The 25,180-nt window shown below is 41.1% G+C and carries 22 protein-coding genes, 1 tRNA gene and 1 pseudogene; 10 read left to right on the forward strand and 14 right to left on the reverse strand.

Features of this window, described 5'->3' with window-relative positions; all coding sequences use genetic code 11:
- The first annotated feature begins 8 nt into the window (after positions 1–8).
- Together rpoD and OH459_RS09805 are read left to right on the forward strand one after the other, a co-directional pair.
- Entirely contained in the window at positions 9–1,871 is a 1,863-nt protein-coding gene (rpoD, locus tag OH459_RS09800; RefSeq protein ID WP_005450428.1) for an RNA polymerase sigma factor RpoD, read from the forward strand.
- 145 nt (positions 1,872–2,016) lie between these two features.
- Positions 2,017–2,092, forward strand: a tRNA-Ile gene (locus OH459_RS09805).
- Positions 2,093–2,320: 228 nt separating this feature from the next.
- Here OH459_RS09805 and OH459_RS09810 read toward each other — a convergent pair.
- A complete protein-coding gene (locus OH459_RS09810) occupies positions 2,321–2,452 on the reverse strand; it encodes a hypothetical protein (RefSeq protein WP_020840061.1) in 132 nt (43 codons plus the stop codon).
- A 68-nt stretch (positions 2,453–2,520) separates the two neighbouring features.
- Positions 2,521–3,396, reverse strand: a complete 876-nt coding sequence (locus OH459_RS09815) for a phage integrase N-terminal domain-containing protein (RefSeq protein ID WP_269986513.1) — start codon at positions 3,394–3,396, stop codon at positions 2,521–2,523.
- Between the two features lie 797 nt (positions 3,397–4,193).
- Between OH459_RS09815 and OH459_RS09820 the strand changes: the two genes are divergently transcribed.
- Positions 4,194–5,888, forward strand: a complete 1,695-nt coding sequence (locus OH459_RS09820) for an RNA-directed DNA polymerase (RefSeq protein WP_269986514.1) — start codon at positions 4,194–4,196, stop codon at positions 5,886–5,888.
- A complete protein-coding gene (locus tag OH459_RS09825) occupies positions 5,881–6,465 on the forward strand; it encodes an SLATT domain-containing protein (RefSeq protein WP_269986515.1) in 585 nt (194 codons plus the stop codon). The genes OH459_RS09820 and OH459_RS09825 overlap by 8 nt, the downstream gene beginning before the upstream one ends.
- A 201-nt stretch (positions 6,466–6,666) precedes the next feature.
- On the opposite strand, the pseudogene OH459_RS09830 reads toward OH459_RS09825, so the two are convergent.
- From OH459_RS09830 to OH459_RS09865, 8 genes and pseudogenes are all read right to left on the reverse strand, one after another.
- A pseudogene (locus OH459_RS09830) lies at positions 6,667–7,766 on the reverse strand (VapE domain-containing protein).
- 133 nt (positions 7,767–7,899) lie between these two features.
- Positions 7,900–8,103 carry a helix-turn-helix transcriptional regulator gene (locus OH459_RS09835; protein WP_333482890.1) on the reverse strand — a complete coding sequence of 68 codons (204 nt, stop codon included), beginning with the start codon at positions 8,101–8,103 and terminating at the stop codon, positions 7,900–7,902.
- Positions 8,104–8,316: 213 nt separating this feature from the next.
- A complete protein-coding gene (locus tag OH459_RS09840) occupies positions 8,317–9,369 on the reverse strand; it encodes a hypothetical protein (RefSeq protein WP_269986516.1) in 1,053 nt (350 codons plus the stop codon).
- Positions 9,370–9,371: 2 nt separating this feature from the next.
- On the reverse strand, positions 9,372–10,433 hold the full coding sequence (locus tag OH459_RS09845) for an AAA family ATPase (protein ID WP_333482891.1): 1,062 nt from the start codon (positions 10,431–10,433) through the stop codon (positions 9,372–9,374).
- Positions 10,414–10,914, reverse strand: coding sequence for an AAA family ATPase (locus OH459_RS09850; protein ID WP_269986517.1), 501 nt, complete (start codon positions 10,912–10,914; stop codon positions 10,414–10,416). Before OH459_RS09850 ends, OH459_RS09845 begins: the two co-directional genes overlap by 20 nt.
- Positions 10,915–11,349: 435 nt before the next feature.
- On the reverse strand, positions 11,350–12,354 hold the full coding sequence (locus tag OH459_RS09855) for a tyrosine-type recombinase/integrase (protein ID WP_269986518.1): 1,005 nt from the start codon (positions 12,352–12,354) through the stop codon (positions 11,350–11,352).
- Positions 12,355–12,651: 297 nt separating this feature from the next.
- Complete coding sequence (locus tag OH459_RS09860) at positions 12,652–12,924, reverse strand: hypothetical protein (RefSeq protein ID WP_009698831.1); 273 nt, start codon at positions 12,922–12,924, stop codon at positions 12,652–12,654.
- Between the two features lie 229 nt (positions 12,925–13,153).
- The gene (locus tag OH459_RS09865; RefSeq protein ID WP_005450432.1) at positions 13,154–13,873 is read right to left on the reverse strand and encodes an SIMPL domain-containing protein; all 720 of its coding nucleotides are present in this window, start codon (positions 13,871–13,873) and stop codon (positions 13,154–13,156) included.
- Between the two features lie 163 nt (positions 13,874–14,036).
- Here OH459_RS09865 and OH459_RS09870 point away from each other — a divergent pair, with 163 nt between their 5' ends.
- The 6 genes from OH459_RS09870 to OH459_RS09895 all read left to right on the forward strand — a co-directional run bounded on the left by OH459_RS09870 (position 14,037) and on the right by OH459_RS09895 (position 21,402).
- Positions 14,037–14,330 carry a hypothetical protein gene (locus OH459_RS09870; protein ID WP_017817264.1) on the forward strand — a complete coding sequence of 98 codons (294 nt, stop codon included), beginning with the start codon at positions 14,037–14,039 and terminating at the stop codon, positions 14,328–14,330.
- A gap of 143 nt (positions 14,331–14,473) precedes the next feature.
- Positions 14,474–16,222 carry a lysophospholipid acyltransferase family protein gene (locus tag OH459_RS09875; protein WP_269986521.1) on the forward strand — a complete coding sequence of 583 codons (1,749 nt, stop codon included), beginning with the start codon at positions 14,474–14,476 and terminating at the stop codon, positions 16,220–16,222.
- A gap of 600 nt (positions 16,223–16,822) precedes the next feature.
- Complete coding sequence (locus OH459_RS09880) at positions 16,823–18,775, forward strand: PTS mannitol transporter subunit IICBA (RefSeq protein ID WP_269986522.1); 1,953 nt, start codon at positions 16,823–16,825, stop codon at positions 18,773–18,775.
- Between the two features lie 114 nt (positions 18,776–18,889).
- A complete protein-coding gene (locus tag OH459_RS09885; RefSeq protein ID WP_187992517.1) occupies positions 18,890–20,038 on the forward strand; it encodes a mannitol-1-phosphate 5-dehydrogenase in 1,149 nt (382 codons plus the stop codon).
- 86 nt (positions 20,039–20,124) lie between these two features.
- On the forward strand, positions 20,125–20,655 hold the full coding sequence (locus OH459_RS09890; protein ID WP_005450437.1) for an MltR family transcriptional regulator: 531 nt from the start codon (positions 20,125–20,127) through the stop codon (positions 20,653–20,655).
- Between the two features lie 102 nt (positions 20,656–20,757).
- Positions 20,758–21,402 (forward strand): HAD family hydrolase, encoded by a 645-nt coding sequence (locus tag OH459_RS09895; protein ID WP_101904245.1) that lies wholly within the window; start codon positions 20,758–20,760, stop codon positions 21,400–21,402.
- Here OH459_RS09895 and OH459_RS09900 read toward each other — a convergent pair.
- The 4 genes from OH459_RS09900 to OH459_RS09915 form a co-directional block, all read right to left on the reverse strand.
- Positions 21,356–22,750, reverse strand: a complete 1,395-nt coding sequence (locus OH459_RS09900; RefSeq protein WP_017817259.1) for a heavy metal sensor histidine kinase — start codon at positions 22,748–22,750, stop codon at positions 21,356–21,358. The genes OH459_RS09895 and OH459_RS09900 overlap by 47 nt on opposite strands.
- Complete coding sequence (locus tag OH459_RS09905; protein WP_009698838.1) at positions 22,743–23,432, reverse strand: heavy metal response regulator transcription factor; 690 nt, start codon at positions 23,430–23,432, stop codon at positions 22,743–22,745. The genes OH459_RS09900 and OH459_RS09905 overlap by 8 nt, the downstream gene beginning before the upstream one ends.
- Positions 23,433–23,505: 73 nt before the next feature.
- A complete protein-coding gene (locus tag OH459_RS09910; protein WP_009698839.1) occupies positions 23,506–23,883 on the reverse strand; it encodes a DUF3316 domain-containing protein in 378 nt (125 codons plus the stop codon).
- A gap of 131 nt (positions 23,884–24,014) precedes the next feature.
- Positions 24,015–25,127 (reverse strand): DUF481 domain-containing protein, encoded by a 1,113-nt coding sequence (locus tag OH459_RS09915; protein ID WP_005450448.1) that lies wholly within the window; start codon positions 25,125–25,127, stop codon positions 24,015–24,017.
- Positions 25,128–25,180: the final 53 nt, after the last annotated feature.

Genomic DNA, 25,180 nt, shown 5'->3' on the forward strand with positions numbered 1-25,180 from the left:
TACCGTCTATGGATCAAAATCCGCAGTCACAGCTAAAGTTACTTGTTATTAAAGGCAAGGAACAAGGCTATCTGACCTACGCCGAAGTAAACGACCACCTACCTGCTGAAATCGTAGATTCAGAACAGGTAGAAGACATCATTCAGATGATCAACGACATGGGTATCAAGGTAGTAGAAACTGCTCCTGATGCTGATGATCTTGCACTGAACGATGACACAAACATCACCGATGAAGATGCAGCTGAAGCTGCAGCAGCAGCACTTTCTAGCGTAGAAAGTGAAATTGGTCGTACAACAGACCCAGTGCGCATGTACATGCGTGAAATGGGTACTGTAGAGCTGCTGACTCGCGAAGGCGAAATCGACATCGCAAAACGTATTGAAGAAGGTATTAACCAAGTTCAATCGTCTGTTGCTGAATACCCTGGCACTATCCCATACATTCTTGAGCAGTTTGACAAAGTTCAAGCAGAAGAACTTCGTCTAACTGACCTAATCTCTGGATTTGTTGACCCTGATGCAGACGACACAGCTGCACCAACAGCGACGCACATCGGTTCTGAACTAACTGAATCTCAGCTAGAAGAAGAAGACGAAGAAGACGTTGATGAAGACGAAGAAAGTGATGACGATTCAGATGACTCTGAAGAAGATGTAGGTATCGACCCAGAGCTTGCGCTTGAGAAATTCAACCAGCTACGCAGCACATACCAAAACCTTCAGCTTGCAATCAACGAGCACGGTTACGAAAGCCCGAAAGCAACAGTAGCTAACGAGTTGATGCTAGACGTATTCAAAGAATTCCGTCTAACACCAAAACAGTTCGACCACTTAGTGAATGAACTGCGCACAGCAATGGATCGCGTTCGTACTCAAGAACGTCTGATCATGAAGTCTGCAGTTGAATACGGCAAAATGCCGAAGAAGTCGTTCATCGCGCTGTTCACAGGTAACGAATCAAGCGAAGCATGGTTAGATGAAATCCTATCATCTGACAAGCCATACGCTGAGAAGATCAAACGTAACGAAGAAGAAATCCGTCGTTCAATCGCTAAACTAAAAATGATTGAAGAAGAGACTTCTCTGAACGTTCAAAACATTAAAGACATCAGCCGTCGTATGTCTATCGGTGAAGCGAAAGCTCGCCGTGCGAAGAAAGAGATGGTTGAGGCGAACTTACGTCTAGTAATTTCTATCGCTAAAAAGTACACCAACCGTGGTCTACAGTTCTTGGACCTAATCCAAGAAGGTAACATCGGTCTGATGAAAGCGGTAGATAAGTTCGAATACCGTCGTGGTTACAAGTTCTCGACTTACGCAACGTGGTGGATCCGTCAGGCAATCACTCGTTCAATCGCGGACCAAGCACGTACGATTCGTATTCCGGTACACATGATCGAAACGATCAACAAACTAAACCGTATCTCTCGTCAAATGCTACAAGAGATGGGTCGTGAGCCGTTACCGGAAGAACTGGCAGAACGTATGCAAATGCCAGAAGACAAGATTCGTAAAGTACTGAAGATCGCTAAAGAGCCAATCTCTATGGAGACACCAATCGGTGACGACGAAGATTCGCATCTAGGTGATTTCATCGAAGATACTACGCTAGAGCTACCACTAGATTCTGCTACGGCAACGAGCCTGAAAATGGCAACGAAAGACGTACTTGCAGGTCTAACACCACGTGAAGCAAAAGTACTTCGTATGCGCTTTGGTATCGACATGAACACTGACCATACTCTAGAAGAAGTAGGTAAGCAGTTCGACGTTACTCGTGAACGTATCCGTCAGATCGAAGCGAAAGCACTACGTAAACTACGTCACCCAAGCCGCTCAGAAACACTGCGCAGCTTCCTAGACGAGTAATCGAAGCGATTAAAATCAAAAAAGGTGACCAATGGGTCGCCTTTTTTATTATCTGTGAAGCTAAGTGAATAAAAACTAAGCGCAATTGCCCCACCTAGTGGCTAGACACCTCGCAACGCTTCCCCTATAATCGTTGACCTATTAAGGCCCCTTAGCTCAGTGGTTAGAGCAGTCGACTCATAATCGATTGGTCCCCAGTTCAAGTCTGGGAGGGGCCACCATATTTCGAAAGGCGTAGCAGGTTAGTACCTACTACGCCTTTTTTGCATTTGATGATTTTGGGTGTAATTGTGGGTGTAGTTAGGAAGAGACTTAACGCACATTTCGAGTCCTCTCTTGTTAATCAAAATTAGTTTTGCCATCAAGAGCAGAAAACTCAGAGAATCCTTATTGCGTACAACAAAAAAGCGCCCCTTTCTCAAGGGGCGCTTTTTTTGTAGATTCGCACTTTATTCAATTCCATGTTTGTGGTCATACCAAGTTGCAAACAGAATCAAACATGTCGTCCCGAAGACGATAAGAGATAAAAACAAGAACTGCGCTAAAGTCATATCGGCAGCATCTAGAATTTGCGTCAACATAGTAAAGCTCCACTCTCATTCTTACTGATTACTTTTTAATCTACTGAAGAATTAGTGAGCTGTCTAGGTTATCGTCCCAGATAAATTACCGTAACTTCTTCTCTTTCATGTCCCAGCTCCTTGCTGATAATCAAACGAGCTTCCTTATCTACCATTTTCTGGTTTACGCTAAGCTCTCTGCTCGTCAAACCACCAGCCTTTGGGGCCTTCATGCCTGTAAGTTCAATATAACGTGTCTGGGCGTACTGATGTCGCAAGCCGTGATTCTTACATAACCCAGCTTGCTTGCAGGTGCTCTCATAATGTTTTAGTTGTTGGATGTATGTTTTACCAGCCGGAATCATAGAACCTTTAGGAGCTATTGCGATGACATGTTCTAAGACCCGCTTCTGGTAGTCATTTCGAATTGGAACCTCTCGTTCCTTACCACCCTTAGTCCAAGAACCCTTTAAAAAAATTCTATCGTTTTTAATAGCTATACTGGGTGAGAACTTTAGCGCTTCTTCTCGTCTCAAACCAAACGTAGATTGTAGTTCTAATGCTGTTTTGATGTACGGGTCTGAGATTGTGTTAAGCTTTTCCACATCAAGTGTTTTTGCCTTATTCATTGTATTGTCGCTAAACACTCGCTTTCCGATACCTAGTTCTTCATTCGATTTCGGCAATAAATGCTCACGCCCCGTTTTTTCAAATACCCAACGAACATGAGCCATGCGATTTTTGATCGTTCCTATGCTCAAGCCTTGGCTCTGCCAATGCTCAACAAGGAATTTTACGTGCTTTAGCTTAAGCGTATGAGGAGTTAAGTGCCTATAGCCTCCCCCTTTTAACTGTTTCTCAATTTGAATAAGAATATTGCTGCGTGCAGCTTGGGATGCATAACTTCCGTCTGTATTACGTCTCATCAACAAAACAAGTCCGTGCCTTAAGCTCGGCTTAGGCATACCTCTACTCCTAATCAAATGAGAGCCATATAGCCCATATGGCTCTGTTTATTTGAAACATATCGAAGAGAAACATAATCAAACCACTGTGACCTGTTGGTTAGTGATAAGCCCAATTCCAACTTATGGTTAGTAAGCAGAATGCCTCAGAGGCGATGAGGGCAAGATTTATGGTTTGTATGTCGAAGTGACGACTGTCGTACATGGTCTACTTGAAGAAGCTTGAGCACCTACGAGAAAAGCATTATGAAGAACAATGCTGGTTACGTTTCTTTCTCCTATTTATATGATTTACGATTTCTGAAGTGTCTTTAGAGCGACGGCTACTTGTATTTACATTGTTAAGCTAGCAAGTCGTCACTTGGCTGTCACCAAGCGAGCCCGCTTTAAAAAAGAGTGGAATGCAGAAAGCGTAAGCTTTGGTGGTTGAGGCATGCCTCCTGTCACTACCTATTTCATAGCTAGTGGCAGGAGGCACTACATTGGCAGCTTGGTAGATTTGAGTAAAGGCTCGTTGATATCGTCAATACATAAAACCAATTCTTGCAAAGGCAAGTCGAAACGTGGCTCAAAGTAACCATACTTGATGAATATCTGACACTTGATCGCATCAGTAGATTTTAGGTAGACCAGTATATTCTCATCCGATAGTTCAAACAGAGACTATAGATATTGTTCATTTTGTACCAATACCTGATGGGTGATGATGCCTATCATGACCAACCAATAACAAACATAATGCACTACAAACAATAGCTATGCTACCATCATAAAAAATCTAACTTACACATATCAGAATGAACCGTGAATCAGATAAAATCATAGCAGCTATAAAGCTACTCGACTTAGATACAGCCATAACTTGGTTTCTAAAAGATGCCAGAGATGACTTCTACCCAGACGTATTAGGCTATAGAGATTACAAAGCTTACTTAAAAGATATAAAGTTAAAAGTAAAATCCATCGATAGCTACGAGACCTACTTTGATAAAGTACCGAAGAAAGGTGGCATGTTAAGAGATGCTATTTGGATTCACCCCGAACTAAGAATTATCTATACTGCTATTTTACATTATTTATTACCTAAAATAGATCACAAAGTTCCAGATCAAATATACTCTTACAGAAGAGACTCTGAAGACAATGATCAATACCCTTTCAATAATTCAATAATGAGGTGGAAAGGATTCCATAACGATGCTATATCTGCATGTCTAGATGAAAAAATTGAATCCATACTAGTTACAGATTTAACTTCATATTATGATCATATTAACGTAGATAACTTAATATCAATTATTGAAGACATCTTGGGTCCATCGATTTCAAAAGAAGACAGGCTAATTTTATTTTTGCTAAAAAAACTACTATTATCATGGTCGACTAAGGGATTTGGTATACCACAGAATATTGATACCAGTAGTTTTCTTGGAAGCATTTACTTGTATCACGTTGATAAAAGCGTTCTAGACAATAGATTTCGTTACTTTAGGTGGGTTGATGACATCAAGATATGTGCACAAAATGAAAGACAGGCGCATCGTGCATTACACCACCTTCAAGATACTCTTCTAAATAATAGGCTTTTTATATCTGGAGCAAAAACCAGTATTTACAACAAATCTAATGCGGAAGATTGGAATGATATTGTTGATGTTACTGATGATAAGTTAATATCGGATTTTGAAATTGCAATAGATGAACAAGATCATGCTAAAATACAGTATCTAATGGATGACGCTAAAAATTTATTAGAAAAGCATAGTGCTCCTGGAGGAAATGATAAAATATTCAGAGCTATTGCAAATAGACTTTTAGATTGTTGTAGCATGTATAGTGCACTCACTCATGCTTATAACCTTAACAATAAAATAATAGAAAAAGTCATAGATAGGATTGATACACACCCAGAAAAAATGAATGTTTGGTGTGATATGCTATCCTGCTGTGATGATAAAAGAATCATTGATAAAATAACCTATCATCTGATTAAGAGACCTTCACTATATAACTGGCATAGATATCATACAATCAGACTCCTTACCTCCCTTCCGATTAAGTTAAGCGAAGAAATACAATCAACTTTATGGTCATCGGCACGAGGAGAAATATCTAGACACGAAGCGTATATATCCATAATTTGCTTAGGAAAACACTTAGACAATAATTCTAGAGAAAAGATTTTTGATGTATTCTTCAAAAGTCAGTCAAGTATTTTAATAAAAAGATCTGTATTAATTTCAATACAAGAACTACCTCATGAAACTAGAAATAAAAAATATAATGAAGCAATTAGTATAAACCCTCAACTAAAGCCACTAGTAGATTACTTATCTTCACTTGAAAAGCCAAACTATGGAATAAAAACTTGGACAAAGAAAAAGGTAAGGGAACATGTGTATAAGAAAAATTACTCTAGAAAAGGGGTTGGCATAGTAAAAGGAAAGACAGTTTCTTATAGTTTATCTAAATCGGATTTCTCTTATGACTGATACTATCATAAATGATTTATTAAAAAGAACCAAGACAACAAAAGATGCATGCTTTAATGCAAGTAGAAGATTAGCAAAAATAAGCAACCTATCACTATTATCACTATCGTTTATTGCTATATCTCTAATTGTACTATCTTTAATATCTCTAGTTTTTAAAGATAGCAAATATGTTATAGATAATAATTTCAAGATACAAATAATACAAATAACGATATCAATTGTTGCTTTATGCATATCGATTTTGGTTCATAAGCAAGATTACTCAATGAAAGCTGAGAAATATAGAAACCAAGGCATGGATATAAACCATCTTAGATTTATAATAAAAAACTATAAGGAATGTAATGATACATATGATAATAATGTACTATTAAAGCTAGGCGAAGACTATAATAACATTTTGAATCGATATATAACTCATAAAGATATCGATCATAAAATCACATCTACTACTGGCATAGAGTGGCTATATCATAAACTATCTCTAATAATAACTTATTATTCTCCTTGGTATCTTTTAGTTTTTCTGAACATCATGTTATTAATTGAAGTAACGACTGGGGTCTTTGATTAAGATCTATTTCCTACAATACATTTAAGTTGTAGCAAGTAGAATGTTTAATTAATATATTTCATTTCCAAATCCGAAGGCTAAATATGACGTTCGCTGTGCGAACATTCTAACTCGATTCTGTAGAACCTCCCTCATTTCCCTCACTTAAAGTGGAGTAAGTGAGGGAATGTTATAAAAGCATTACTTTCAGAGCCGTTGATGCTAGCTGATTGAAAACAAATACAGTCTGTAGCCATCTTTGTAACGAGTTTCAATTTTTCCCTCATCAGCTAATCGCTGTAGAGCTCTGCCGACATGAGCAACATAGTTACATGGTATGCCTAAGATTTGGCTAATTTGGCCTGGTGCAAGCCATTCAGTCTGGCTTCGATTATCATCAGACCCCATTGATATCCGCTCTTGAAGCATTTTATACCAACGCCCTTTATCCAAATATTGATCAGATACCGTATCAACCAGAGCCTGCTCGTCGATTGACAGAACCCAAGGCTCACCAGCTTTATACATATACTTAACCTCCAACCAAAACTGCCGCAATGACTCGGGATCTTCTTGGCGAAGGCTGCCAGTTCCGTTGTATTGCCACCCGAGAATCCGATTCACAGTAGTCATATCAATAGGTTCATTTAGTTCAATCACACCAAACCGAGTATTACCCGTTCTGTCCTTCAAGAAGTCTTGGCCGTATACCGTCGCTATCAAAAGCGTTTGCCTCGGTTTTTGAGGTCGGTACGCGCATAGGGCAACCTGATTGTGTCTGCCTCTTGGGATATAAATGCTTTCAGCTGACCTTGACTGTACTTTGTTGAAGACTCCAGTTCACCGAGTTCAACAATCCATGACTTAATAATAGGTAACACGCTATCTTTGCAGCGGGGATCTAATGCCCGACCTCCAAGAAATGCCCCTTGTACGATGTCACCTATTCTTGATAAGAAAGCGGTTTTTCTAAAAGACTGCTTACTCTGAAGCACTGGAACTAACTTACTGCTAAATCGAGGCTCGTATAGCTCCGCAATGCAACCAACAAGCCACCTCCGCATAATTAGCTCTGTAACTTCAGGTATCTTAGAACGGATGCACCCAATAACTTTTTTCACTCGTTCGACACCATCCCATTTAGAGGCAGACAAATGCAAAACAATAGGATGATATGAATGCTCCTTTGCCAATACATGCAGATGATCACCAATTGCTGCTTTTGGTACATCGAATCTTGCACAGTCGCTTATCAGCTTACTCATTAACACCTCGTATTCCATAACCTTACCATTATGGAGCACTTCTATCTCAGTGTTCATCGCATTTAAGTAAGGGACATATCCTTTGTGATCTAACAGTACCCTTAGGTTGTCATCCGTATTGAGAATAAGCTTCTTAAACCCTTCTTTTTTCTTGTCTGGAAAATCGAGTTGAGGCTCGCTCGGCTGACTTTTAGCACTTGCTGTTGTCACTTTTACCCCCTTGACTTTCTATCCAGTTATCTAGCTCAGACTCTCGCCACCCAAGGCAGCGTCCATTAATCAGAATGGGTTTCGGAAATGTTTTCTCTTTTGCCCACCATCGCCAAATAGTTTTGGGAGTTCGTCCTAAGGCTTCTGAGACCTCTTTCAAGGACATGATTCGGTTATGTGTCATTAACTTTCTCCTTATCTCATCAAGTGACTGGAGTTAGTATCTTAGAAAATAGAGGAGGGAGCGGTTTTAGGAGAGCGATTGTGTTTAATTCTGATGGTAATTCAATAGAATTCTGATGTTCCTATCCCATGAACACGGCCCAACAGTACGATAAAGAAGAATGAGGAGTAAAGCCGCTCTTATTACGGCTTTACTTATTAGGTATAGCGGCAACTACATCTTATAAGGTGAAGAAGCTACAACCCTTGGTGCCAGAAAGTCCCCAATCTTACACCACTGTTCGTACAATGCCTTACAGTTTGGAGCAACCTTGACTTGAGAATGAAACTCTCTAATCGAATGTGGAACTAAACTCGATAGTTTACAGGTTATTTTATCATTACCATTTATCAAAGCTAGCTTATCTTCATATTCGCTATCTTTTATAATTTCATTCCAATAATTACCACAATCGGTTCCAGAAACGATTAAATCTTTTTTTATACTATCCTTGAAGTCATAGTAAAGATAAGACTCACAACATTTAGAATGTGCATTTTTAATAAAAACAATTGCAGGAACTTGCGTTGGGAGAGCTTTCTCTTCATGTATATATAATGGAACTAAATTTTCAACTTCATGGGCTTCAATACAAAAAAAACTTGAAGAAATACCTTTATCTTCAAATGCTCTTTTTGCGTTCCTTGCTGTACTACCTATCGGAGCATGAGGAGATATTTTGTCACTATCACACAGTGCATATACACCCAACCTCTTGTCAATTGCACTTTTCGAGATATCTGCAGTAGTATTGCCGCCACCGTGTATAACCTCATATGATATTTGTAGTTCAGAAGAAAGCTTCTTCTCATCAAAATACCAATTTAAAATTTTACGATAAACTATATCATCATTTTCGTTTTCAAATATTACAGCAGGTTTCGATATTGGAAATAGTTCTTTTTCCTGAACCCTGCTTTGATAATCAGAAACATCATAATTACCAGTTCCAGTTCCATATTGAGAGTTATAGAATTTTACACTATGCCCAAACCCTCTCAATCTCTGATTAATAAATGTAGAATTTTCCTTATCAAAATTTAGTATTGACAACTGACGACTATTTAAATCTAACATTTTAGTAAGAGTTAATATTTCTTTTTTTGTCAGTAACAAAGATAAAAAACCATTCCTTCTAGCTAATAATAAGTCATCTAAAAAGCAAATTGTATCACTATTGTCATCTTCAACAGCTTTAAATATTGTTTCACAAAGTTCAACTATCATGATTAATACGTAAAGAATCCATCTGGCCAGTTTTCCAACTCACCATCATCATTAAAGTGAGAGTAAGAAATTTTAGTTTTTCTTTCTTTTTTATCCTGCTCAAACATTATAATATTTATATCATCAGCAGTTATATCTTCCATAGCCACAGAGTCACCAAATTTAGAAATCATAGATGAGCTATGTGTTTCAATTATTAATCTAATATCAATTGAGTTATCATTAGCCAATTTAATTACACTAGAAAAAACTTCAGCTAAGTTTGCTTGCATTCTAGGGTGGAGATGAAGCTCTGGCTGTTCAATTGCAAATATATACTGCTCACTACCAGTCCCTTTTAGGCTGCGTTCATAGCCTGAAGAAACGGACCAAAGTTGCACAATAATTGGTAGTATTTGAGAAAAACCAAAACCCATGTCAGCAATATTAGTTGAATAATCATCATACTTTAAATTTATTGCGATATGACTTGAAGATGTATTTTCATCGATAACAAAACCAAAATGAACCCTCGTCCATTTATCAAGTTTATCTCTCCACTTTTTAGGTATGTTAGTTAGAAACATACCTATGTTCTCTCCTCTATGATCTATTTCATCAATGCTTAAATCTTGATATCGATAATACCTTTCTGTAGATGCACGTAAAGGAGCCACATATCTAACATTTCTAAAAGTCGACGTAATTTGTGAATTAATACCCATACTATTGTTTGTAACTGTATACAAGTCAGCCAAAGCAGATAAGAAAACGAACTCTGAAGAGTTTACAGTCCAATTTTCAACTAACCCTTTCCACTTATTAGTCGATCTAGCCGACTGCAAAGTTTTAAGCTTGTCTTCATCAGACATTATATACTTAACTAGACTTGAGGTAATTTCATCAATTCTGTTCTTACTTTGACTTCCTGTGTATTTTTGTATTAAGTTACTAATCTGGTTAAAGACGTTCCCCATAATGGTTTTTCTTTCTTTACTAATATCTCTAGACCAATATCCATAGTGATATTCAGGACTACCAAGTATAGGAATTATTGTATTTGTATTACTGAGTTGATATTTTATTTTTTTCTAATTGCCATGTTATTCGACTTGAATAAATATTTTTTATTATTCCATCCGGTTCAAAATCAAAATTTATTTCATGACCACATATATTTACTGAGAGCTTCTTTGTATAACAAGAGTTATCAAGCTCCTCTAAACATATTGTCGTTTTAAGGTCTATACTTGGGGCGTTTCTATATGGATTTACACGCCCTTGGTTATATATAAAGTTAAAAGAAAAACTAATAAAATCTGAACTAGTTTCGTCAGAGCAACCTTTATGCTTAGAGGTTTTAAATGATTCAAAATCTGTATATTCACCATTCCATAGAATGGGGCCTCTTGTTTTTCTTTCCGCACTCTGCCTTAATAATGGAAAAACCCTTAGAAATGAACTTTTACCGGAACTATTTGTTCCCAACAAAACGTTGATTGATTTTATATCAACAAATCCAGTATCAACTAGCGATCTTAATCCACGAACTTTTATGGAATCCACAATTAAACCTTATCAATTAATTGGTCACACGATAATAAAACACCCTTAAAACAAAGGCAACCTGTTGAATATAAAGACAACACCATTAATCTTGCTACTCTTCACAAATGTATAAATATCAATGTATTTACTGCGATAACTAGAGGTTTGAGTGCATTCAAAAATATACAACATTTGTGATATTAGACATGAAGTTAAGAAGCCTACTTTCCCACAGCTTCAAAGCATGACGCTTCTCACTTAGGTACTCATACCTATCATAGTGTTTTGAGCTCACATCATTCAGTGCATGGTTTTGTAGCCTGTCTCTCAATGCCTTACTTATGCCAATCTCTCCCATCAGGGTTTTACATGTGCGGCGTAAATCTCTAGGGATAAAATGCTCTAGGTGTGGATGATCATCTCGATAACGAGCAATAATTTGGCTCAATGAATCTAAGCGAACGTGGTCATTTTCGTCTTTATAATGAGGGAAGATAAAGGGACTGGTTGACTCTCTTTCTTTAAGATCGACATAGCTGAGTAAGTTAGAGGAACTAAGTGGCTACGCTTATTTTTCGAAAGATCTGGTGTGATAAGCAAGGTTCGTTCATCCCAGTTGATTGCCGTCCATTTTGATGCTGCAATCTCGTAAGGTCTCTGCCCTCCAGTATGAATACAAAGAAGAATAAGACATCGCATCATTTCTGAGGCTCGAACCCCTTCAATGTCAAACTCAATATCTTGCATAAACTGGTGTAGTTCTGTGAACGTGAGGTAGCGCTCTCCCACTCGTTCTGCGTCTTTTTGTTTTGGTATAGAGGATACTGGGTTAAAAGCGAGACCAAACTTAGCATCTCTCAAGTAATTCGCAGGGTCATTATCATGTGAAAGACCGTAGTTAAATGCGGCATGAAGGTAGCTTCTGACCCGATTGCTCTGTGTTGCGGCACCACGTTGTATCATGTGAGCAAGAATCGTAACAATGTCAGCAGTAGTTACATCGCAAGCTTTCGTTTCTCTAGAAATAAATGGATAAACCTCCTTCTCCAGCGAGCGATAAACATTTTGATAAGTTCTTTTCCCCTCTTTTTTCATCTGGTTCACGTAACTTTGAAACAATAGCTCTATGCTACCCTTACGTTCTTCTTCACGTCGGGCAGCTTCACGCTTTTTCTCTGCGTTGGCTAATTCAAATTTAGGATCGAGTCCCTGCTTAAGCATTAAGCCCAGTTTGTGCGCCTCTTTCCGTGCATCAACAAGGCTCAGCGCCGGAAATCGACCTAACTGAATAAAGAGACGCTTGCTCTGACGGTAGTAACGGAAGACAAAACCTTTATTGCCACTGGTGAAAACCTTTACTCCGAGACGCCCAGAGCCTTTTGTTCTGTCATCATCCCAAACATAGTAAGCACTACTTTTAGGCTTGAGCCCCACAATCTCTTTTTGCGTAATTGCCATGGCAGATACTTTGTTGCGCAACTACACCCAGCGCTAAATTGGGTGTAGTTGTGGGTGTAGTTAGGAAGTCGCTTAAAATTCAATGACTTTGACAAGCTGTGAGATGATTCGAGATTCCATGAAACGAGATATTTTACGACTCATAATCGATTGGTCCCCAGTTCAAGTCTGGGAGGGGCCACCATATTTCGAAAGGCTCGTAGAGAAATCTACGGGCCTTTGTTGTATCTGGAAGATAGAGATTCCATCCAATATCCTCATCGCAAGCCAAGCACTTACGTTTAGGTTTATTTCCAGCTAAGGGCGCTCTAACTCAAGCTTGCTGACCTGATACTCTTCTGTTGCTGAAACTAAGCCGGGACGGTTAATCACTTTCCATAAGAAATAAGGCGGGATCAGGAATGCGATAAAGTAGAACGATTCATGGAAAAAAATATGGGCAATATTCTCTTGATGTTCGCACAGCGCTACAAGAGCGCAGAAGTCCAGTAAGATACTCAATACTCCGAATACCACAGAGACAACAATAGTTAAACCTAACAACTCTCTGAGGTAATGTTTAAAGGCCATTCTAGTAATTCCTTCTAGCTAATAAGTGCGGTCAAAATTACGCCTCTAACTCCTTCTGTGAATTGACTTTTATCAACTTCATTGCCAAACAAATAAGAACTTAGTTTTATAAAAGATCACTTGCATAAACGAAAAAACCTACAGCACTTATAATGCAATCGGTTGAACATAAAAAAGCCAGTCAAATGACTGGCTTGTGAGATTAGGTTGAAACTTGAGATAATCTTGCTTAGTCCGATAGGTAATACTGAACAGTTGAAACAACGCGTACCTTCTTGATGTAAGGCGTATTGCTATCTCGGTCATAAATTGAGAACTGACCTTGTGTCGCTCGCTTAATTTTACCGAGCGAGCTCTGTGAGTCTTTAGCAAATTTTTCTGCTACTTCTCGTGCATTCTTCGTCGCTTCCTCAATCATATCAGGCTTAATCTCGTTAAGCTTAGTAAAGCTGTACTCCACACGATTCGAGTAAGGATCTTGGTTTAATAAAACGCCCTGTTTGCCTAGTTCGCCAATTTCATTGATTGCCGCTCTCACCAAATCAATGTTCTGGCTGTAAACCGTCACAGTTCGGTTTGCGAGGTAGCGATATTCGATATCTTGCTCACTACCATATTGCTGAGCTTTACGGTCAATGACAGCTGGTGATGACAGAGAGAAGTTTGATTCATTCAGTCCTTTTGCCACAAGAAAATCAATGACCAGCTTAGTCTGCTGATCAATGTCATCAAACATTGCGGTCATATCATTACTCGCCACAGTAAATTGAATAGGCCAAATTACTGTATCCGCTGGGTACTCTCGCTCAGACAAGCCTTTCACCGTAACCACACGTTCATACGCTTTGTATTTCACCGCTGTCTGCTGGATAAAGAAACCCAACACTCCCAAACCAATAATTAGACACAGCCCTAACCATATTGACGCTTTGTTGGAAACGTTCTCCATTCATCCTCCTGATTTCGTTAAACCAATCAATTTGTTATGCAGATAAGATAGCCTACGAATGGCAACAAAATAGCGACCAAAAGCTAAATTTCTGTCATATCACTCGAAATGATGAAGACAATAACATAAAATCGAACAGTGTTTTATTATTGAGTTTATCATCATGTTGAAAACAAAGTTAATGCTTATTATTAGTGGTGTCTTCATCTCAACTTCTTGTTTTAGTGCCAACAATATGACCTCTGAAGACCCAACGATTGATAAGCAAATCACCGAAGAAAATACGCATGAAGAGCGAACATTGGCCTGCGAAGAAGAGCCTTGTGGAACCAAGGGGTTTGATGGTCGTCTACTATTGGAAAATGAACCAACCAAACAGGTATTAAGCTCTATAGAGTCAATCAGTAAAACGCTTAACACCATGAGCGTCCTGATGTTTGCCGGTGATAAATCATAAACAAACTCCCCTCATAAATCTGGGTGAATAGCCTTTGTTCAATAAAGCTTCACGGCTTTGTCATCAAAGGCTCATGCTTTTGCCTCTGAACTGTCATCTGTAATTTCTACCATCCAATCAGCAACTTGTACGCTGAGGTAAATATGGATAGTTCGACCCCCTTTCGTCTCCCTCGTAAAACGCCATTTGGCATTGGTGAAAATGTTACTGAATGGGCAACGGGTTTAAACCAACTTGATAAGTTCTACGCCCGACGACCTATCAATGCCGACACCAAAACCTTTCTCCGCTTTACCCTAGATATCTTGGGCATCGATTATCGTATCACTCATGGTTCACTCGACTCTGTTCCTAAGCAAGGTGCAACCGTCATTGTGGCGAACCACCCTCTAGGGTGTGTGGAAGGTGTGATCTTGGCGGAGCTGCTATTGATGGTCAGGGGTGATATTCAAATTTTAGCCAATCAATACCTTAAGACCGTTCCTGAGCTGGATCAGCTCTTCATTGGCGTCGATGTATTTGAAGGCAAAGACGCTGTCAAATCCAACATGAAAGCGCTTAGAGCAGCCAACAAGCATCTGGCTAATGGTGGCTTATTACTCGTCTTTCCTGCCGGTGAAGTATCGCAATTAGTCGATGCGAAACCACAACGTATAGAAGACAAAGAGTGGAGCCGCAGTGTCAGTAGCCTTATCCGCAAAAACAAAGCGACTACGGTTCCAGTCTTTATCAGTGGTCAAAATTCCAAACGCTTTTACATGGCGGGGAAAATCCACCCACTTTTGCGCACCTTAATGCTTGGTCGAGAGCTATTGAACAAACACGCACAAACCATCAAGCTTTCGTTTGGGCAAGCCATAAAATTTAAAGAGCTCAACACACTTAACGATGATCAGGTCGTTAACTATTTGCGCCTCAATACTTATTTACTTAATCGTGACACCCAACCAATCAAGCCCTCGTCCTCTTCGGAAATGCTCTCTCCAATTGCGGCAGGGTTACCCATAGGCGAATTGCTTGAAGAACTGAACAACCTACCAGAAGAAACAAAGCTACTCGAAAGTGGAGAGTTCGATGTCTATTGTGCTGAGGCGAAGAGCATTCCTTCTCTACTGCATGAAATTGGTCGTCTACGTGAATTCAATTTTCGTCAAGTTGGTGAAGGCACTGGATTAGCGATAGATATTGATCACTTCGATCATGACTATCTGCACCTATTTGTGTGGGACAGAGAAAACCAATGCTTGGTCGGCGCTTATCGCTTAGGTCTGGTTGATCAACTGATTGAGAAGCATGGTGTAGAAGGTCTGTATTCACGTACGCTGTTTAACTATGACCAATGCTTTTTAGATCAGATGGGAAAATCGATCGAGATGGGGCGTTCGGTGATCGCTCAGCAATATCAAAAGAGCATGAGTGCATTATTGCTACTGTGGAAAGGCATTGCGACCTTCGTACATCAAAACCCAGATTACACACACCTATTTGGTCCAGTCAGTATCAGCAATGACTACAGCGATACAGCACGCCAGTTGTTGGCTCAATCAATGACACTGCACCACTATGACAAAGACTGTGCAGAATACGTCACGCCATCTAACCCTCTGCCAGAGAACCATCGTGGTTGGAATACCAGCATGCTTACGGCATTAGGCGATTTACAACTGCTGTCTCGAGTGATTGCCAGAATTGACGAAGGGAAAGGCGTGCCAGTGTTGCTACGTCAGTATTTAAGTCTCAACGGCAAGCTGGTTTGCTTCAATGTAGATCCAGCATTCAACAACGCTTTGGATGGATTGATCATGGTTGACTTGCGTAATGTCCAAGAAAAAACATTAGCACGGTACATGGGGGGCGAGCAGGCTCACCGTTACTTAGGTCAACACCGCTGAGTATTGAAATATCAATGAAAAGTGCGTTGTCATGGATAGAATGAAGCCCTAGAGCAATGCACTTCTAATCTTTCTATCACTAATGACATATCACTGCGTGAAGTGGCTCGAAAAGACATTCATCAACGCAATTTATCAAAACCTTAGCGATGACATTGGTCACGCTAATTACGTCAAAAACTTTCACAAATTACCAAACCAGACATAGATCACACTTACAAGACCAAGCAACACAACACAAAGTGTGACATTGATCGCTCGCGGTATTTAATTCGGATTTCAAAAGAAATAAAAAGTGATCTAAATCACAAAGTATTTTGGATTTAAATTTGTCAGAAGATCGAATTGATCACTAGTATTTTTATTGACAGATTTGAAAGTGGCTTTTTGTTATTTATTTACAGGTCAATAAGTCGATCCAAGTCACTTAAAAACCGTTTCTCAGCCTAGGAAATGCAGGCGTAGATCACGAAAAACCCGTTGTCAGTTCCAATTGGAAAATGTGTGGTAAATTGATTGGGTACTAAGCAATCAAACAAGCGGTTTTGGCGAACCGTTTACTACAACAATATTCATCAGAACATCGAACGGGGAATTGTTATGATATCACCAGATGCCAAGATCAAGATACAAAATTTTGGTCGTTTTCTGTCAAACATGGTAATGCCAAACATCGGCGCGTTTATCGCGTGGGGCTTTATCACTGCTCTATTCATCCCAACTGGATGGCTACCTAACGAAACGTTAGCCTCTATGGTTGGTCCTATGATTACCTACTTGCTACCACTGCTTATCGGTTATACCGGTGGTAAATTAGTTGGTGGCGATCGCGGTGCGGTAGTCGGCGCAATCACAACAATGGGTGTGATTGTCGGTACAGACATCCCAATGTTTATGGGTGCAATGATGGTCGGTCCGATGGGTGGCTGGGCGATCAAAAAATTCGATAACTACATCGACGGTAAAGTAAAAAGTGGCTTTGAGATGTTGGTTAACAACTTCTCTGCAGGCATCATCGGCATGCTATGTGCGATTCTTGCTTTTATCTTTATCGGTCCATTCGTAAAAATTCTATCTGGTGGCTTAGCAGCTGGCGTTAACTTCCTAGTATCTGCTCACCTGTTACCACTGACTTCAATCTTCGTTGAACCTGCGAAGATCCTGTTCCTAAACAACGCGATCAACCACGGTATCTTCTCTCCACTAGGTATCCAACAAGCGTCTGAGACAGGTCAATCTATCTTCTTCCTAATCGAAGCGAACCCAGGTCCTGGTCTAGGTATCTTGCTGGCTTACATGGTGTTTGGTAAAGGAACGGCTCGTCAAACTGCCGGTGGTGCATCAATCATCCACTTCTTCGGCGGTATCCACGAAATTTACTTCCCATACATTTTAATGAACCCTCGCCTAATCCTAGCAGCTATTGCAGGTGGTATGACTGGCGTATTCGTTCTAACAATGTTTAACGCAGGTATCGTTTCTCCAGCATCACCAGGTTCAATCTTCGCTATCTTGTTGATGACTCAGAAAGGTTCAATCGTAGGTGTACTCGCATCTATCGCAGCAGCAACAGGTGTGTCATTCGCAGTAGCGGCACTACTAATGAAGACGCAAACGTCAACAGAAGAAGACGGTGATGAAGCTGCACTAGAGAAAGCAACATCACAAATGAAAGACATGAAATCTGCATCTAAAAACGATGCGGTGGTAAACAGCCAAAGCAAAGGTGACGTAGACCTAGCGACAGTACAAAGCATCATTGTCGCTTGCGATGCGGGCATGGGTTCAAGCGCAATGGGTGCAAGCATGCTGCGCAAAAAGGTTCAAGACGCCGGTCTGAGCATCCATGTAACCAACCTTGCTATTAACAGCTTACCAGAGAGTGCAGATATCGTGATTACTCATAAAGACTTAACGGCTCGTGCACGTAAGCATGCTCCGAACGCACACCACATTTCATTGACGAACTTCCTAGACAGCGAAATGTACAACCAGCTAGTCACCAAACTACTAGCAGCACAAAACCAATCCGCAGCCAATGACGACCAAATGGTAAAAGTGTCGGTAATGGCGGCGAACGACGACAGCTTTGAGCCACAGCAACCATCTGTATTCCAAATTCAACGTGAGAACATTCACCTAGGTTTGAAAGCAGCCAACAAAGAAGAAGCCATTCGCTTTGCAGGCAACAAATTGGTTGAACTTGGCTACGCAGAACCAGAATACGTAGACGCGATGTTTGAGCGTGAAGCGTTGGTTCCAACTTACCTAGGCGAATCTATCGCAGTACCTCACGGTACGGTAGAAGCGAAAGACCGCGTGAAGAAAACCGGCATTGTAATCTGCCAATACCCATCGGGTATCCAATTTACTGAAGACGACGATGATGTAGCGAAACTGGTTATCGGCATTGCCGCTAAGAACGATGAGCACATCCAGGTGATTACCACCATTACAAACGCGCTCGATGAGCCGGAGGCAATTGAGAAGCTAACTAGCACCAACGATGTAGAAGAGATTCTGAACATCCTTGGTGGTCAGCAAGCGGCTTAAACACTCCCTTTAATTTGCTCCTGAGCAAACCGAGGTCAGCTGTCACCCCCTATGCGGTTGACCTCACCCTAGATTCGTTTTAGTCAACATTTCAGACATTGGTAGGTAAGAATTATGAAAAACGCAGTTCATTTTGGCGCAGGTAACATTGGTCGTGGCTTCATCGGAAAACTATTGGCAGATGCAGAAGTCGAGGTCACATTTGCAGACGTTGATGCTCCACTGGTTGATCAACTTAGCCACAAACAAGAATACAAAGTAAAAGTGGTCGGTACGGAATGCCAGATTGACACCGTAACCCACGTCACCGCTGTTAACTCCGCCAGCGAAGATGTCATCGATCGCATTGTAAAAACTGACTTGGTAACCACTGCCGTAGGTCCCAACGTACTGGACATCATTGCAAAAACCATCGCGACCGGCATTGCAAAGCGCTTTGCGGCAGGCAACGAAAAACCGTTGAACATCATCGCGTGCGAAAACATGGTTCGTGGCACGACTCACCTAAAAGGTGAAGTGTACAAACATTTGGATGAATCATTACACGCGAAAGCAGACGAGCTAGTTGGCTTCGTCGACTCCGCAGTGGACCGCATCGTACCACCAGCAGAAGCCGCGAACGATGACCCACTAGAAGTCACGGTAGAGAGTTTTAGTGAATGGATTGTGGATGAACAGCAATTCAAAGGTGAAATCCCTGAAATCGCTGGCATGGAAAGAACCAATAATCTAATGGCGTTTGTCGAGCGTAAGCTGTTCACCCTAAATACGGGTCACTGCATTACCGCTTACTTAGGTTGCTTGAAAGGACATCGCACTATTCGCGAAGCAATTGAAGACCCAAGCATTCACGCAGAAGTAAAACAAGCAATGCAAGAAAGCGGAGAAGTACTGATCAAACGCTACGGTTTTGACCGCGACATGCACAACGCTTACATCGAAAAGATCCTAGGTCGCTTTGCCAACCCTTATTTAGTTGATGAAGTTGATCGTGTTGGTCGCCAACCAATTCGTAAATTGGGGGCGAACGATAGATTAGTGAAGCCTTTACTCGGTACAATTGAGTATGGCACTGAAAATAAAACTCTTTTGAAAGGCATTGCTGCTGCGTTGAAGTACACTAACGACACCGACCCACAAGCAGTAGAACTGCAAACTTCATTAAAAGAAGTGGGTGTGAAGAAGACGCTAGCGACATACACAGGTCTTGCAGAAGACAGTGCTGAAGTGGCTCAAATCGAGACACTTTACAACCAACTTTGATTTACCTAGGGGAGCTTGGCTCCCCTTCTATATCCTTATCCACTTAAAGAGATGGGGATACTAATAATTAGAAATGTATTCAGTATATGGCAGATAACATCAACGAAACCGAGATCATTGAGCGATTAAACAGCGCACCTTCGGTACGAGGCTTTTTTATTGCAACCGTCGACGTATTTAACGATTCGATCGATGGGCTAGTGCAAAGAATTTTTCGTAAAGATAACTTCGCTGTCCAATCTGTGGTCGGTCCGCTGCTACAAGACTCAGGACCGCTGGGCGATCTATCTGTTCGTTTGAAGTTATTGTTTGGCTTAGGTGTGCTTCCCGATGACATTTATCACGACATCGAAGACATCATCAAACTCAAAAACCAACTCAATAGTGACGCTTCTGATTACGAGTTCACAGACCCCAATATTCTAGAGCCAATCAAAAAACTGCACTTGGTGAAGAAGATGGGTATGGTACAACTCGAAGTCAGCGAACCAGATGACGATATCGACCTTGAGTTTTATCAGCTTCAACTGCAACGTCAACAACAAATCATTAAGTCAGGGCTCTCGCTTGCTATTGTCGAAATCTGTAATGAACTCGGCAAAGAGAGCCCATTCTGACGCTATTTATACCCAAGTTACCTTCAAAAGGATTCGAGGTTGCTTGGGTATAACAACATAATCAATGTCAGCCGCTCTACACCCTACGTAGGAGCTCTACCAATGTTAAAAGCTGTACTTTTTGATATGGATGGACTGATTTTCGACACCGAGTCTATCTACAAACAGAGTTGGCAGTACGCCGCCACCGAGCAAGGCTTAGCCATCACTGATGATTTCTATCAACAATTTATCGGCGTCCAAGACCCTGAATGTGAAAGAATACTCGCCGAGCATTTTCAACAAGCCATCGATATGCCGCGCTACAAGGCTGTGCGAGATGAGCATTTCCATCACCTCAGAGACCAAGGTATTGCGCTCAAACCTGGCTTCGATTCGTTGTTACGAGCCATTAAACAACGTGGTTTGCTCACTGCTATTGTGACCTCTTCTCATCTCCCAGAAGTAAAACATAACTTCAATAATACTGAGTACCTTACCCAGTTCGATTTAGTGATTACCGCTGAAGATGTAGAACGTGGTAAGCCCAACCCCGACTGCTATCAAATGGCTTATCACCACCTCGGCATGGCTGCAAAAGAAAGCCTTGTATTGGAAGATTCGAACAATGGCATTAAAGCTGCTCTCGCTGCTGAATGCCACGCCGTGATGATTCCAGATTTACTGCCACCACTGCAGGAATTTAAAGATAAAGTGATAATTAAAGCATCTCTTGAGGAAGTGATTCCGCTTCTGGATACGCTTTAGCTGCGGGCAATATTAAACAGAACTGGGTTTGGTGTTCTTCTGAAGTCACGGTGATCTTGCCATCATAAGCGTGAACGATCGACTGTGTGATCGACAACCCTAGCCCAGCTCCAACGCTGCCAGAATGTTGGCGTGACTTGTCGACTCGATAAAAGCGATCAAAGAGATACGGTAGATTTTGCTTAGGTATCGTCTCACCGACGTTATGAACGGTAATGGTGACAAACTCATCACTCTGCTCGACATCAACACGAATCGTTGTTTCATCATAAGCATGGCGAATGGCATTAGAGAGCAAATTCCCTACCGCTCTCTCAAACATATTTCGATCCATGTACAACATCGCTTGCCCCGAAGTGATGATGCTCAAAGCAGAATCTTCCGCCAGTATGTCAAAGTACTCGATTAAGTGAGCAAGCTGTTCATGAACAGCGAAGTGCTCATTGTGTCGATGGATAAGCTTATTCTCCGCTTTTGCGATATACAGCAAATCATTGATGGTCTTGGTAATTCGGTTTAACTCTTCAAGCGTAGAAGCAATCGCTTCTTGGTATTCCTCCGATGTACGGCACGCGCCTAATATCACTTGGTTTTGGGTCGTAATATTGGTCAAAGGCGTTTTGAGCTCATGAGCAATATCAGAAGAAAACTCACTCAAACGATGAAAACCAGTTTGTAACCGATCCAGCATGGCATTGTGCTTAGTAGCAAGTTCACGTAGCTCTACTGGTAAGGTTTCTGGGGCAATGCGGATATCCAACTGTTCTGGTGTGATGTGTTGAATGTGCTTATTTAAGGTCAAAATGGGCTTTAAACCGCGATTAACGATCACCCGGCTAAATAGCGTCGATGCAATAAATGCGAAGCCTAAAGACCAAAATAAGATCCAACCAAGCTTATTTAAGAATAATCGATGATGGTTGATGCTCACGCCAATAACAACAGTGACATCTTTGGTTTTAAAAGCGAACGCTCGAATATCTAACGAGTTTTCACGCCACTCAATCGCATTGTTTTGATTTAAGATCTGTGGAGAGCTCAGCGTCAACGACAAATCCTTAGGGATAGAGAGCGTCGAGTTTTTGTAAGTCAGTGCTTCTTCTTTAAATGCCCACATATAGACAGAGCTATTGTCGATAAGTAGATAAGCCGACTCCGGCGAGACCAGCATCGTCTTTTCTATCGAGTTATATTTGGTCACTGTGTCGTTGTAATCTTGGGTGAAGAAATGACGTTCGATGGTGTAATACAGAATGAATGCTAAAGCGAGATATACCACCAATGTCGTGCCAACAAACATCAAAACGAGCTTGTTTTGCATAGAGAGGTTGGCTGGTAACTTACGCATCAAGAGCTTCCAACTTGTAGCCCATCCCTCTAACGGTGTGGATCAAAGGTACCTCAAACGGCTTGTCGACCTTTTGGCGCAATCGCTTAACGGCAACATCGATAACATTGGTGTCGCTATCAAAGTTCATATCCCACACCAGTGAAGCAATGGTCGTTCGTGATAGGACTTGTCCCTCTTTTCGCATCAAAAGCTCAAGTAGCGCGTATTCTTTGGCAGTTAAAGTGATGGTTTGCCCGTTCCGCGTCGCAACTCGCTTCATCATGTCCAGCTTTAGGTCGGCTATTTGCAGCGTCTGCGAAGAAGTTAAAACTCGCGAGGAAGTATGATGGCGAAACACATTTTGAATTCTCGCCAGAAGCTCGGCAAAGGCATAAGGTTTGACGACGTAATCATTGGCTCCTAATTCAAAACCACGAACACGATCCTCAATTTGTTCTTTAGCCGTAAGCATAATGACCGGGGTATGGATATCACTGCTACGCAGGGTGTTAAGGACTTGCCAACCGTCGAGCTTTGGTAACATGATATCGAGAAGAATAAGATCATAAGACTCACTTGTTGCATGATACAGCCCGTCTACACCATCGCGCACCCAGTCAACAACATAACCCGATTCTACCAACCCTTTTTGCAAGTATTCTCCGGCTTTCAATTCATCTTCTACAATCAGTAATTTCAACTTCTATCCTCTACCTCAGCCATCAAAAAAAGAGTACGACGCAACAACATCATACTCTTTTCACGCTTCACTTTTATCGATTACTGTCGCGCTCTGCATAGTGCACTTTGACATTCACTGTACCGACATATTCCAGCTGCCCATCTGCGTTCATGCGCTCTTGAACCGTGATGAACCCACTGTCTTTCAGATGAGTGCTCTTAGATGCAATATTGAAGTTAGAGATATTCAGCTCTTTATTAAGCTCACGAGCCGACATGCTTTTCAAAGCATTCAGTTCAGCGAAAGCTTGTTGGTATGCGGCATCTGACGTTGCGGTAGGTTCCACAGAGAGAGTCTTCATCTCTTCTCTGCTCACATAATTACCGCTAGTGAAGATAGGGTTGGCAAACGCGGATGCGCTAGTGATTGCCATAGCTGCGACAAGGAGAGCGGTTTTCATTGCTTTCATGTTGATGACCTTTTCAGTGTGTTTGTTTTCAATGACTTCATTATTCAACAAGACACCTGACACCAACCTATCCCAAAGATGACATTTTTGTCATAAATCCAACAATCATCTTCGCCTCACAAGGAGCATAATCAAATCTCGTAAGTTAAACCAAAGTGGAATTTGTAGTCGTCTTTCTCTGGTACTACCCCCTCCGAGTCGGCTTTGGTGTCAGAGACATGATCCCAAACGGCTTTAATGCTAAGTTCAAGATCATCAACAAGATCGATATCGAAACCTAGCTCATTGGTATGACGGGCGCCGCCCGCGTCGTTACTTGCCCAATTCAGGTTATAGGTATGGCTTAAATCGATGTCATCGGTCAGTTCATACTCAAAGTTAGATTCAAACGCCAGCGTGTTACTGGTCGCGTCACCCGATTCCCCCTCTTCTACCGTCTTAAAATCGGTGTACTGATAACCGGGACCAATAGAGACATCCCACTCTGTTTGTGAATTGGCAATGATAAAGTAACCCATCTGCATTGAAGCATTAACCTGGTATTCAATGTTTTGAAACTCATCACTGAGTACAGAGAGTTTGAGCGGTCGAAAGAACAGACGATTGCTCAAATAGATGTCGTAGGAGCCATCAAACGAACTATTGTTTGCCGTCGTTTTATCATTCGTCTTGGAGTTTTCGTGCTTCGCTTTTAACTTGGTGCGTGAACCAACGGTATTTCTTTCCGCTTCCACTTCACCGAGCAGTGAAAACTCATCGGTGTTGCCTTTGCTAATGTCTAAACCAAAGAAAATCTCGGTCGTCCAATGATCAGAGTCTTTCTCTGCCCCGCGATAAATCGATACAACATCCGTAATAGGAAACGCCATCTCTTCACCGTCATTAGTCAAGTACAGCTGCTCATCACGAATCGACAGGTAACCATCGAAAACATCACCGCTTGCGGTTCGAATGGTAAAAAAGCTCGCTGTTTCTAATATCGCGATATCTTCCAGTTCAATCTCTTGATCACCAAGATCATCACTATCAAATTCAATCTCTTGATCGAACGAGTTCGTTTCTTCTTTGATTGTCCCCGTTAACTCGCCTTTGATCACCTCGCCAGATTTAAGTTGTAGCCAATCATCGTTTTCATCAATAAATACTGTTTGGCTTTTGCGTTGCTGCGTTTGTTCTTCATCTGCTAAGGCGTAGTGATGGTAGAACGAAGAAACAATACATACTGCCAAGAGTTTGATTTTCATAGTGACCTTTTCAGTTCAATAGAAACCACATCCGTTGGGCTTACGATAGTAAT

The sequence above is a fragment of the Vibrio sp. MM46 genome (assembly GCF_027587135.1).
In the GTDB taxonomy this organism is placed as follows: domain Bacteria; phylum Pseudomonadota; class Gammaproteobacteria; order Enterobacterales; family Vibrionaceae; genus Vibrio; species Vibrio harveyi.